13 protein-coding genes are annotated in these 12,182 nt (G+C 34.9%); 5 read left to right on the top strand and 8 right to left on the bottom strand.

From position 1 onward, the window contains the following. The first annotated feature begins 78 nt into the window (after positions 1-78). Complete coding sequence (locus tag OEV98_RS01680; protein WP_263071406.1) at positions 79-321, top strand: glutaredoxin family protein; 243 nt, start codon at positions 79-81, stop codon at positions 319-321. Between the two features lie 205 nt (positions 322-526). Then, entirely contained in the window at positions 527-1,327 is an 801-nt protein-coding gene (locus tag OEV98_RS01685; protein ID WP_263071407.1) for a C39 family peptidase, read from the top strand. A 247-nt stretch (positions 1,328-1,574) separates the two neighbouring features. Here OEV98_RS01685 and OEV98_RS01690 read toward each other — a convergent pair whose 3' ends face one another. Continuing rightward, positions 1,575-1,778, bottom strand: coding sequence for a hypothetical protein (locus tag OEV98_RS01690; RefSeq protein ID WP_263071408.1), 204 nt, complete (start codon positions 1,776-1,778; stop codon positions 1,575-1,577). A 238-nt stretch (positions 1,779-2,016) separates the two neighbouring features. On the opposite strand from OEV98_RS01690, the gene OEV98_RS01695 reads away from it, so the two are divergent. Continuing rightward, positions 2,017-2,889, top strand: a complete 873-nt coding sequence (locus OEV98_RS01695; RefSeq protein ID WP_263071938.1) for a metallophosphoesterase — start codon at positions 2,017-2,019, stop codon at positions 2,887-2,889. A 13-nt stretch (positions 2,890-2,902) separates the two neighbouring features. After that, positions 2,903-3,352 carry a YkyB family protein gene (locus tag OEV98_RS01700; protein WP_263071409.1) on the top strand — a complete coding sequence of 150 codons (450 nt, stop codon included), beginning with the start codon at positions 2,903-2,905 and terminating at the stop codon, positions 3,350-3,352. A 133-nt stretch (positions 3,353-3,485) separates the two neighbouring features. Here OEV98_RS01700 and OEV98_RS01705 read toward each other — a convergent pair whose 3' ends face one another. Then, positions 3,486-3,956: a chemotaxis protein CheW gene (locus tag OEV98_RS01705; RefSeq protein WP_263071410.1), complete on the bottom strand. Its 471-nt coding sequence runs from the start codon at positions 3,954-3,956 to the stop codon at positions 3,486-3,488. Positions 3,957-4,103: 147 nt separating this feature from the next. Here OEV98_RS01705 and OEV98_RS01710 point away from each other — a divergent pair, with 147 nt between their 5' ends. Then, positions 4,104-5,240, top strand: coding sequence for an aminotransferase A (locus OEV98_RS01710; RefSeq protein WP_263071411.1), 1,137 nt, complete (start codon positions 4,104-4,106; stop codon positions 5,238-5,240). A gap of 81 nt (positions 5,241-5,321) precedes the next feature. On the opposite strand, the gene OEV98_RS01715 is transcribed toward OEV98_RS01710, so the two are convergent. From OEV98_RS01715 to OEV98_RS01740, 6 genes are all read right to left on the bottom strand, one after another. Next, positions 5,322-6,194 carry an NAD(P)-dependent oxidoreductase gene (locus tag OEV98_RS01715; RefSeq protein WP_263071412.1) on the bottom strand — a complete coding sequence of 291 codons (873 nt, stop codon included), beginning with the start codon at positions 6,192-6,194 and terminating at the stop codon, positions 5,322-5,324. A gap of 315 nt (positions 6,195-6,509) precedes the next feature. Continuing rightward, positions 6,510-7,298 (bottom strand): SDR family oxidoreductase, encoded by a 789-nt coding sequence (locus OEV98_RS01720; protein ID WP_263071413.1) that lies wholly within the window; start codon positions 7,296-7,298, stop codon positions 6,510-6,512. 128 nt (positions 7,299-7,426) lie between these two features. Further along, a complete protein-coding gene (gene ptsP / locus OEV98_RS01725; protein ID WP_263071414.1) occupies positions 7,427-9,145 on the bottom strand; it encodes a phosphoenolpyruvate--protein phosphotransferase in 1,719 nt (572 codons plus the stop codon). Next, the gene (locus OEV98_RS01730; protein ID WP_263071415.1) at positions 9,145-9,408 is read right to left on the bottom strand and encodes a phosphocarrier protein HPr; all 264 of its coding nucleotides are present in this window, start codon (positions 9,406-9,408) and stop codon (positions 9,145-9,147) included. The genes ptsP and OEV98_RS01730 overlap by 1 nt, the downstream gene beginning before the upstream one ends. 343 nt (positions 9,409-9,751) lie before the next feature. Next, a complete protein-coding gene (locus OEV98_RS01735; protein WP_263071416.1) occupies positions 9,752-10,963 on the bottom strand; it encodes a hypothetical protein in 1,212 nt (403 codons plus the stop codon). A gap of 48 nt (positions 10,964-11,011) precedes the next feature. Further along, a complete protein-coding gene (locus OEV98_RS01740; protein ID WP_263071417.1) occupies positions 11,012-12,181 on the bottom strand; it encodes a DUF58 domain-containing protein in 1,170 nt (389 codons plus the stop codon). Position 12,182 lies beyond the last annotated feature (1 nt).

The following is a 12,182-nucleotide window of genomic DNA, read 5'->3' on the forward strand; positions in this document are numbered from 1 at the left end:
GTTCATCTAATACTTAATTCTTTTCACACGTATCAAATTTATGTACAATTTAATATAAGTGAAAGGAGTTTTTTTAAAATGGAACCAATTATTTTATATACACAACCCGATTGTCCCCCATGTGAATTAACAAAGTTGTATTTTAAAGATAAGGGAATCGTTTATATTGAAAAAAATGTTAAAAAGGATAAACAAGCATTCCAAGAATTGACAAAGAAATACAAATCATATTCCACACCAACAGTTATAATTGGTGAAAAAGTTATCACAGGATTTAATTTAAACGAAATTGAGAACGAATTGTCAAGACATATGTCATAAAATATTTATTTTTTTTGACATAGTTTCAAATTTAGCTTCCCCTCCTAAACAAATCACTCCAATATTACCCCTACTTTTCCACGAATGAATGAAGAGTATACAATAGACATTATATACCATGCTACAAAAAGGAATATTGGTCAACCTAAAATTAAGCAACTATTGGTGAAGCCTCTTGCAAACCATTTATTAGGAGGGGAAGTTAGTGAAAATTTGTTGTGCAACATTTTTATTCATTTCCCTATTGGGCTGCAGTAATTTGAATAGTTCAGTACCTCAAAAAACAAAAACAGATGTGCCTATTGAAAAACAAACGGAGTATTCTCCAACGAAAATTAATGGTAATCAAATAGAGGAATCCTCTACAAAGGGTGCAAGGAAAAAGCAGCTCTCCAATGAAAAAATATTATTAGATGTACCATTAATTAAACAATTACCCGAGCTACGCTATGGTTGTGAGGTAACAAGTACAGCAATGTTGCTTCAATTTGAAGGTGTTAATGTTTCGAAAATGGATCTTTATCAAGCAGTGAAGAAGGATCCTGATCCGCTTATAAAAAGAGCCGATAACATCCTTCACTGGGGAAATCCAGATGATGGATTCGTTGGAGATATGACAGGAAAAAATAGAAGAGCTGGATATGCTGTATTCGATAAACCAATTGTCGATTTAGTAAATAAATATTTACCAGGACAAGCCGTTAACTTAACCAATAAATCGTTTGATACTATTTTAAATCATGTCAGCGATGGCTATCCAGTAGTTGTTTGGACAACTGGCGACTATAAGCTTCCTGACCGTTGGGAACAGTGGGAGCATAAAGGCAAGCTAATTAAAACACCATTGGATTTACATTGTGTAGTACTCGTTGGCTTTGATGAAAATAATGTATATTTGAATGACCCACTTTCTGGAAGGAAAAACGCCAAAGTATCGAAGGAACAATTCATTCAATCATGGGAAGCACTAAAAAAACGTGCAGTTAGTTATGTTTCCTATACTTAGTCAGCATAGGTAAAAATGAAATTGTAACGAATAAAAGAACCTAGCACCTAAAAAGGCACTAGGTTCTTTTATAAAATAAGGCTGTTTTGTTTAGATTGTTGCTTTACCTAAAAAGACAGCAGATTGAATACACTCCGCTTTCCGCTTGTCAGCTCCAGCGGATTGGGACGAGTGAACTTCCCCACTCCTCCACTACGATAAGTCAGCATCGACTTGCTAGCTCGTCGTGTTACCTTTATCTCAACCTTTATTGATTATTCACAACTAATTCGTGTAATTTAGAGAGTGCTTTTATTATGGTTCTTTTACGATTATATCCTTTACTGGAAACGACAATGTCGTTATAGGTTGCATAAACTTTACCCGAAGCTCCTGGTTGTATAAAACCATAACTATATACTTTAATCAGTCCAAAGCTGGAAGGTATAAAAATCATTTCTAAATTTTTCATACGCCACTCCCTTTGCCACGAGTATTTTTTATCGTGCCTTTCATTCTATCATAATATTACAATAGCAGTTTATCGTAAAGTATTTTCACTTTTTAAATGTTGGGAAAAAATTTCCTTTCAATAAAACAACGATAAAATCGGGAAAAATAAATCCATCCTCTTATAAAATCGAAGTGCAATTGATTGTGATTTTTGGTACTATAAAGAAGAAGTTACTCGAGGAGAAAGAATGATATTGATGAAGGATAAAAAAATATCCCGAAGATCCTTTTTACGAAAAGCGGGGAAATTTACAATAGGTACCGCTATTACCGGATTCTTCAGCCATTATTATATTAAAAACATTGAACCGAAATGGATTGAAACCACTCGATTTACGATTAGTCATCCACTTATACCGCAATCATTTCACAATAAAAAAATTGTTCAGTTTAGTGATACACATTTAGGATTTCACTTCGACTTATCTCAGTTCAAACAAGTAATCAATAAAATTTCAAAAGAGACACCTGACATTATTATTTTCTCTGGTGATTTAGTGGACAACCTTCTTACCTTCCAAGAGATAGAGGAAACTATTGCAATATTAAGTACACTTTCTGCTCCTTATGGGAAATTTGCAGTATATGGGAACCATGATCACGGCGGTTGGGGATCGGAAAAATATCAATACATGATGAAATCAAGTAATTTTAGCCTATTGCAAAATGAAGCTATATCTATCAAAATGAACAATGAAGAAGAAATTATACTAGCTGGCATTGATGACGCAATGCTAGGAAAACCTGATCTCGAAAAAACCTTTCGAAATCTCCCAGCCAATCGATTTACTTTATGCATTTCCCATGCACCAGATATTGCAAATGAAGTTAGCAAATATCCTATTCAATTTCAAATTAGTGGACATACCCATGGGGGACAGGTTCAAATACCTTTTATCGGACCACTAATTACTCCACCTTATGGTAAAAATTATTTTGAAGGCTTTTATTACATAACGGAAGATTTTACGCTCTATGTTAACAGAGGATTAGGAACAACAAGATTACCTTATCGGTTTCTCTCGCGACCTGAGATTACATTTTTTACACTTCAAAGTGAGAAACAATAGAAAGGAGGATATTATGAAGCAAACAAATAAAGAGCCAAATTTTCCAATTGATAAGCTTTCCAAAGCATTATTTATTATTAACCGACACGCAAAAACTGCTCCCGATTCTAAATTTCTATATAAACTAAAACATGAAGCGATTAAAAAAATGCTTACCGAAGGAAAAGCTAAAAAAATCGGGCTACACTTCTCAAGAAATCCTAAATTTAGTCAACAACAATTGGATGTCCTTATCTCATGTGGTAACTACTATTTTCATATTCCTCCAACGAAAGATGATATTCATAGTTTAGAGAATTTAGGTAAGCTAGATGAACATGTCCGCAATCCGAAAACAGTTTTCCCACTAAAAGAAGCGAAACGGATTTTACAGCTATATACTGGTATTAAAGCAAATTCAAATGTAATGAAATCACCACATATTAGGTACCAAAAGCCCGTATTCAAACGACTAGGAGAATAGTCCTGTATTTTCGCGCATATTTTTTGGAATATTTTGCTATCTGTTTATTCATACAAAATTAGATACTATTGAAAAGAATAATAAAGGAAAAGAATTCTACTTTCTTCCAGGTAAGATTCTTTTTCTTTATTTTTTAATGCTCAATAGCATCCCACAGTTTTTCCTTCTGAACAATAAACAATTCTACTTCTCCATGTGTAAACGATCCACCAACATAAGGAGTTAAATGCTCCTCCCTAACTTCTGTCGTAATTTTAGCTTTATTAACGAATATTATTTGCGCAACTTCTTGTACTCGAAATGCCACTTTCTGTTCTTCATAACTAGTAATAATAAATCGTTCTCTTTCATCTGGTTTCTCTTGAGGATAAGAAAAAGCTTGCGCTAATTCTATTACCGGCACCACTTCTCCACGGATATCTGTTACTCCTTGAATAAACGGGTGCACTGTTTGAGTCCTAGTTATAGGTAATGGTTTACTAATTTCGATGACTTCCTGCAAATCAATGGCAAAGCTTTGTTGCCCTACATAGAATTGTAAAAACGATTGTTGCTCAACTTCCGTATCATCTTGCCATCCAAAGGTATTTATCATCATTTCCATACCGTTCTCCTTTTATTAGCCTACTTATTACCTATACTTTACCATGAATTTCACAATAGAAAAATAGCTAACATTTCAGTCAACCGAACACAAAAGGATTATGATATGATAAATGCATAACCATTTTTTTCATGGAAAGGAATTCGCATGGAGCACTTAATTAATCCGAAAGTCAAATCAATTCAGCTTTCTGGCATACGGCAATTTTTTAATATGGTTGGAGATTATCAGGATATTATTTCCCTAACGATTGGGCAACCAGACTTTCCCACCCCTACACATGTAAAGGAGGCAGCAAAAGCAGCAATTGATCAAGATTTTACAACCTATACAAATAATGCAGGGTTCCTTGAGTTAAGAAAAGCTGCAGCAAATTTCGTCAAACAAAAATATCATATTCATTATCAACCAGAATCCGAGGTCATTGTTACAGTTGGTGCAACAGAGGCTATCGATATTACTTTTCGTACAATATTAACACCCGGCTCAGAAGTATTATTGCCTGCCCCAATTTACCCTGGATATGAGCCGCTCATTCGTCTGTGCGGAGCAACACCCGTATTCATGGATACAACGAATTCAAATTTTAAAGTTACTGCAGACATGATTTTAGCAAATATAACTGATAAAACCCGTTGTATCGTGCTTCCTTATCCTTCTAATCCAACTGGAGTTAGTTTGACTGAAAAGGAAGTTAAAGAAATTGCAAATGTGTTACGAGGAAAAGATATTTTAATATTAGCGGATGAAATATATAGCGAGCTAGTATATGAGCAAACGCACACATCTATTGCTCAATTTCTACCAGAACAAACCATTGTCATTAATGGACTATCAAAGTCACATTCCATGACCGGTTGGAGAATCGGGCTATTATTTGCTCCTGAAGGCATCGCTAAGCACATATACAAGGTTCATCAATATAGTGTAACTTGTGCTAGTTCCGTTTCACAAAAGGCTGCCTACGAGGCATTATCAAACGGAATGAATGATGCGGAAGTTATGCGAAAGGAGTACATGAAACGGCGCGATTATGTATATTCACGTTTAAATCACAATGGATATCAAACCGTATTACCAGACGGTGCCTTTTATTTCTTTGTAAAGATTCCAGAGTTTGTGAACAGTTCTTCTTTTGATTATTGCTTAAAATTAGTAAAGGAAAATGGTGTTGCAGTAGTACCTGGTAGTGCCTTTTCAGGCTACGGAGAAGGCTATTTCCGCCTTTCATATGCAAGCTCGATGGCTGTTTTACAAGAGGGATTAAATCGTTTATTGAAGTAAATAGCAATTTTGCTTTCCCCTAGAAAAAATACCCGATAAGTAGATCTCAAATCACGTCTACTTATCAGGTACTCGATTTAATTATTGCCAATATTTATAAAGTGCCTGTGTTCCACTATTTTCCTCACCCATTGCAGCCAATTTTTTATACATTGTCAACGCTAAGGATAGTCCAGGTGTTTCAATCCCCATTTTTTCTGCTTCCGATAAAGCAATGACCATATCTTTAATAAAATGCTTAATAAAAAATCCTGGAGAATAATCTCCATTTACTATTCTTGGAGCTAAATTAGATAACGAGAAACTTCCTGCAGCACCAGTTGAAATGGTAGCTAACACTTTCTCTACATCTAGTCCAGCATGTTTTGCATAAACTAGCGCTTCGCACACACCAATCATATTGGATGCAATTGCTATTTGATTGGCCATTTTCGTATGCTGTCCATTTCCTGCCTCACCTAAATAGGCGATATTCTTACCCATCAGCTGAAAAATTGGCAAAACAGCTTCATAATCTGCTTCATTACCACCTACCATTATTGCTAACCTAGCTTCCTTCGCACCTATATCGCCACCAGATACTGGTGCATCTAACACATGAATCCCCTTTTTATTACCTTCAGCAAATAGTTTTTTCGCTAAGCTTGGGGAGGATGTTGTCATGTCAATAAAATAGCTACCTGGTTTCCCATTTGTTATTAATCCTTCACTGCCTAAATATACTTCCTCGACATCTTTTGGATACCCGACGATAGTAATGACTATTTCCGCATATAGTGCAATTTCCTTCGGCGAACTTACCCATGTTGCTCCTTTTTGAACGAGCGCTTCTGCTTTTTTCTTTGTACGTGTATAAACAAAAAGCGAATAGCCTGCATCTAGAATATGGGATGCCATACTATTTCCCATTACACCTAATCCTATAAATCCAACGGTTGGTTTTAGCGTTGCCAAATGAATGTCTCCTTCACTTCAAAAATTATAGGTAACAAATTTCATTACCATTTATTGTGTATTATTTTATCATAATTGTTGAAATTATTTCAGGATAAATAATTTTTTACTCCAAAGGATGGGCTACAGTTTGTACGCCGCTGTTCAGTCGCCTCCGCTTTTCTTTGGCTAGCTTCGTCTCCTAGCGTCTAGCAAACTTCACCAATCCTCCGTACGATAAGTCAACATCGGCTCTCAGGCTCGCCGTGTTTCCTTTATCTCCTCTGGATAGGCTCCAGTTTGTACGCCGCTGTTCAGTCGCCTCCGCTTTTCTAATCATATAGATTTCATTGCGCCGCCGTCTACGAAGAAGGTGGAACCGGTCATGTATGTATTTAGATCTGATGCTAAAAAGGTTGCTACTTTTGCGAATTCTTCTGGAGTTCCGTAGCGATTTAATGGAATATTTTTTTTCGCAAGAATGCTATACTCCTGTGTTGTTATCCCTAATTTATTTGCATTTACTTCATCGAGCATTTTTATACGATCGGTTTCAATTCTTCCTGGACAAATAGTATTGACTAATATATTAAAAGGGGCAAGCTCTATCGATAATGTTTTTGCTAAGCCAATGATCCCTGTTCGGAATGTATTGGATAAAATTAGCCCCGGGATTGGTTCCTTTACAGAGGAAGATGCGATGTTGATAATTTTTCCTTTCGTTGATTGTTTTAACGCTGGTAATGCACCTCGAATGAGACGGATATAGGATAACAGATTTAACTCAAAGGCATATTGCCAATCTTCATCTGTAAAATCCTCAAATGAACCTGTCGGAGGACCACCAGAATTATTGACCAAAATATCAATGGAACCAAAGGAGTCTATAGTCTTTTGGATCAATTGATCAATTGCCCTTTTATCCGTTAAATCCGTTTCACATATTTCCACGCTACCTTTATTCAAAGCTGCTAATTCTTCCTTGACCTTTTGTAGCTTTTCTTCTTTTCTTCCAGAAATCATTACATTTGCACCTAATGTTACGAATTCTTTAGCAATAGCCTTCCCTAACCCTTGGCTGGATGCAGCAACAAGCGCAGTTTTTCCTGTAAAATTAAATTCCATAAACACACCCCTTTTTTATTTCATTATACTACAATTCGATTAATTCAAAATAGTATATTTCTTACTTAATGGAAATACAAAATGACCACTAATAGTTATCTATCAGTGGTCATCTCGTAAATCCAAGATTATTTTGTAACAGCAGATTGGACAAGTTCAATTACTTCGCCAACTGTGCTCTTTTGTAATGCATTAGCTGCTAATTCTTCCATTTCCTTAGCAGATAATTTGCTGATTAATGAGCGTGCTTTTAAGATCGATGTTGCACTCATAGAGAATTCATCAAGACCTAGACCTAAAAGAAGTGGAATTGCAGTTTCGTCCCCCGCCATTTCGCCACACATACCTGTCCATTTACCTTCCTTATGAGAAGCATCGATGACCATTTTAACTAAACGTAAAATGGATGGATTATATGGTTGGTATAAATACGAAACTCTTTCGTTCATTCGGTCAGCTTCCATTGTGTATTGAATCAAGTCATTTGTTCCAATACTGAAAAAGTCAACTTCTTTTGCGAATTGATCAGCTAAAACTGCTGTAGAAGGAATTTCTACCATAATACCTAATTCAATTGAATCAGAGGTTGGAACACCTTCATTTTTCAAGTTTTCTTTTTCTTCAAGGAATAATTGCTTCGCTTTACGGAATTCATCTAAAGTTGCAATCATTGGGAACATAATTTTTAAATTCCCATGAACACTTGCACGTAGCAATGCACGTAATTGCGTACGGAAAATATCGGTTCTTTCAAGACATAAACGTATCGCACGGAAACCTAAGAATGGGTTCATTTCCTCTGGTAATTTTAAGTAAGAAAGCTCTTTATCCCCACCAATATCAAGCGTACGAACAACTACTGGCTTACCTTTCATACCTTCTAGAACCGCTTTATAGGAGTTGTATTGATCTTCCTCACTTGGAAGCTCGTCACGACCCATATAAAGGAATTCTGTTCTAAATAAACCGACACCTTCAGCACCGTTATTTAGCGCTCCTTCTACATCTTTCGGTGTACCGATATTAGCAACTAGTTCTACATGTTTACCATCATTTGATACAGATGGTTCATTAACAAGCTTAGCCCACTCCGCTAATTGTTGTTGATATTCTTGTTGTTTTTGTTTATAAGATTGAAGTAATTCTTCCGTAGGGTTAATATGCACTTCTCCAGCTAAGCCATCAAGAATAAGCATATCCCCATTTTGGATGTCAGTAGTTGCTGTCTTTGTTCCAACAACTGCCGGAATTTCTAAAGAACGCGCCATGATTGCTGAATGGGATGTACGTCCACCGATATCGGTAGTAAACCCTTTAACAAATTCACGATTTAATTGAGCTGTATCGGAAGGAGTCAAATCCTCAGCAACTACGATCACTTCTTCTGCAATCATACTAGGATTTGGAATGATTACATTCAGTAAATGTGCAAGAACTCGTTTTGTTACGTCACGAATATCTGCTGCACGTTCACGCATGTATTCATTATCCATTTGCTCAAAAATTTGAACAAACATATCTCTAGTTTCCTTCAATGCATATTCCGCATTGACTTTATCATTTTTGATCATATCTTCAATTGGATTAATTAGCTCAGGATCATTCAATACTAATAAATGTGCATCAAAAATGGCAGCTTTATCGGCGCCTAAATTTTCATTTGCATAATTACGAATGCTTTCTAATTCAGAATTTGATTCTGAAATTGCTTTCCTGAATCTTTCTACCTCTTTTGTTGCGTCTTCTACTGTCGTTTTATTAAACGATAAATCGGGCTCAACTAATCGGTATGCTTTTCCAATTGCAATTCCACTAGACGCTGCAATACCTTTTATCCATGTTGACATTATTCTGCTAATCCCTCTTTTTTCAATAATTCCTCAATAGAATTTAATGCGTTTTCTGCATCGTTTCCTTCAGCATAAATAGTGATTTCTGCATCCTTACCAATACCTAGAGACATAACGCCCATAATTGATTTTAAGTTAACTTTTCTACCTTTATATTCTAAGTTAATTTCTGAATCAAATTTCCCTGCTGCTTGAACTAATAATGTTGCTGGACGAGCATGAATTCCAGTTTCTGCTGTAACTGTAAATGTTTTTTCCATTTTTATACAACTCCTTAATATGTAATTATATTGATTCTACTTTAAAACGACATTAGAAAACACTGTTAGAAGAGTGTTATCATAAGTATACCATCGTTTCGACAATAGAACCTAATATTTTTCAATATCAATAAGATACCATGTTAAAAACAAACATACAATGAATAAAATCGTAATTATTTGATGTTTAAATTTAAAGATATTGTTGAAAATTGAGATATATTTGTGAATGTGTTAACAATATTATTATGTTCCCAATATGAGTCCATTGGCATAGAGCATTTAAAAATAATATATGCCCTTTTACCTACATGTTTAAAAATCCAGAAAAAAATTTTGTCCATCAATTCCTTTTTTCATCTTTCCAGCTTTTTTCGGTTTCTTTAATAAATGCTAGAAATTGGTCAGTCTTCTGTTTGGATATATTCTTTTCCCCATATCGAACCGACTCATATATAGGAATAACATTTGGCTGATCTAAGTCAATTCTTGCAAACCATTCTTGTATAGTTTCCCCTGAATAACGGCCCTTATTAAATTTTTTTGAGTTATTTTCAAATTCATACATTGCTTTTCGTATGGGACTTGATGATTTCGAATATACTCGTTTAGCCTCTTTATTCCTCAATCGTATGGAATTTGTAAATCGTTGTATTTCAAATTTATCTTGTTGCCCCTCCGTCTTTATCATCCGATTGTGATTCGTTTTTGTTAACCGGTAAATAAGATAACCAATAAGGATTACAGACAAAAAGATCAAATATGGCATAACATCTGTTATTTGATTTACACTATGTTCTGTCGCTTCTTGCTTCGAAATTCCAGCTTGAACCTCCTGCTGTGGCAGCTCTACCTGAGATGCCCCTTTTTCGAAAATAGAATATATCCAACTCATCATTGGTTCGAGTAATCTTATTATTGGATACAGTAGGATTGCTATAAATCTTGCAAACAGTTGCCGTATGGAAGGAACCAGATACCCAATACTAAAGGCTAGCATTCCTATACTTATTATGATTAGTGAGAATTGAAATAACAATAAACCGTTCTCTTTTTTCCTACCAGTTGCCGCTAACCAATGACCAATAAAATTCCCGCCAAAAAATAAATAGAATTGAAAAAGTAACAAATTCATTGGCATCAATGAAAAATGATAATCATTGATTATCGTTAAAAAAGTAGCTAATAATGCTAATCCAATTGCTAATGAAAGCATCCCACTACTATTTGTAAACTCTTCCTCCTCATGCATTTCTAGTAATCGTTTATAAATATAAGCAACTAATAATAGCCCGATGATAATCGGAATATCAAGAAGATAAAGTGCCAACGTCGCAAGAGGCGCATTTAAAATAAAATACATTATTTTCGCACGTTCTAAAAACCGATTCATTAAGTTATAGAAAACAATACCATTGATAAATAATGTCAAGATAAAAAGAATAACAGAAGGAGTTGCATTATCCACAAAAATTAACCAAAAGTACAGTAAATAGGCAATATTGCAAATATGAAATAAATATTGGTAGCTAAAATGGAAATACTTTATTAACACACTCTATCCCCCCTCCTTCAATGGAAATGGAAAGCTTAAGTATAACGCTTAATAATTTCTTAAAATTGAATGGTGCTCATTTGTTTCTAAGCAAGAAACAACAGCACCAGTATTTTTCATATTGTGTAGGAGCGCAGATATTTTACCTTCTAATAAACCAGCATGAATGATATACGGCGGTAGGAGTCGATGTCTTAATAAATAGTGTAAAACTTGCTCATATGGAATAATTAGCTGATGTGTATCGATTACTGCAAGCATTTCAAGTAATTTTTTGAATTGCTCCTTCCCCTCTCCAATAGGTAAATATAAAAATGGCATATTCGTATAGGAACGAATATTTACGGCAAGTGCAACTGGAATATTATCTTTCTGCGCAATTTGTCCTAAATATGCTACATTACTTATGATTTGTTCGATATTTTCGTTAAACCAAAAGCCCTCCGCAATATTCAATAAAAATAATATAGAATAATCGGTTGTCTTTTCAAAAATCTTCGTTTGTAATTGGTTCATTTTTGCACTTGCTTTCCAATGGACTGTATGAAATGCATCTGTTGCAACGTAATTTCTCGTTCCTACTGTTAACAGGCGATCCTCAAAAATCGATGAGGTAGATGATTGTAACCCTTCCTTATAAAAGGATTGCCAATACATTTTCTCTACTGGAATAATTTTCGGAAGAACAAGAAACTCCTCCTGCCAATGTGGCGAATATGTTAAAGAAATCTTCCCCATCCCGAAAAGATTTGGATATTGAATTACTATATTCGTTATTCTTCCTACTCCTCTTTTTTTTGTAATAAATGGCACAGAAATATGCAGAGCTTCTCCTTTTTTTATCGTGATTGGGATTTCTACCATTGTTTGCTTGTCTTCTTCATATTTGTTTTTTGAATGAAGTGGAGTTAAATTTTTATTAAACCAAATCTCTACCATCCCATTTATTATCGGTAAGCTTTCATTTTGTAATTTTAATACAAAGCTTCCTTCTTCTCCGATAAAATAGCGATGCCGGATTTTATCATTCTGTACGATAAGTGAATTTCCAGAATATTTACCATATAAATAGTTCATAAAAAGTGCCATTCCATATAGTAAACCGACAAAGACAAAGCTAGAAGAAATAAAGATAAAACCGATGACGCAAGAGAGAAATACTAATGTACTAACAAGGGAAACACGCTGTTCTTGAATAATTTGTTTTCGCCAAATCATA

Source organism: Perspicuibacillus lycopersici, from assembly GCF_025660475.1.
Lineage (GTDB): Bacteria > Bacillota > Bacilli > Bacillales > Caldibacillaceae > Perspicuibacillus > Perspicuibacillus lycopersici.

Bases quoted from the DNA above. Each gene is read 5' to 3' on its own strand.
- OEV98_RS01680 (WP_263071406.1), top strand. From the start codon at position 79: ATGGAACCAATTATTTTATATACACAACCCGATTGTCCCCCATGTGAA.
- OEV98_RS01690 (WP_263071408.1), bottom strand. From the start codon at position 1,778: ATGAAAAATTTAGAAATGATTTTTATACCTTCCAGCTTTGGACTGATT.
- OEV98_RS01695 (WP_263071938.1), top strand. From the start codon at position 2,017: ATGAAGGATAAAAAAATATCCCGAAGATCCTTTTTACGAAAAGCGGGG.
- OEV98_RS01700 (WP_263071409.1), top strand. From the start codon at position 2,903: ATGAAGCAAACAAATAAAGAGCCAAATTTTCCAATTGATAAGCTTTCC.
- OEV98_RS01705 (WP_263071410.1), bottom strand. From the start codon at position 3,956: ATGGAAATGATGATAAATACCTTTGGATGGCAAGATGATACGGAAGTT.
- OEV98_RS01710 (WP_263071411.1), top strand. From the start codon at position 4,104: ATGGAGCACTTAATTAATCCGAAAGTCAAATCAATTCAGCTTTCTGGC.
- OEV98_RS01720 (WP_263071413.1), bottom strand. From the start codon at position 7,298: ATGGAATTTAATTTTACAGGAAAAACTGCGCTTGTTGCTGCATCCAGC.
- ptsP (WP_263071414.1), bottom strand. From the start codon at position 9,145: ATGTCAACATGGATAAAAGGTATTGCAGCGTCTAGTGGAATTGCAATT.
- OEV98_RS01730 (WP_263071415.1), bottom strand. From the start codon at position 9,408: ATGGAAAAAACATTTACAGTTACAGCAGAAACTGGAATTCATGCTCGT.
- OEV98_RS01740 (WP_263071417.1), bottom strand. From the start codon at position 12,181: ATGATTTGGCGAAAACAAATTATTCAAGAACAGCGTGTTTCCCTTGTT.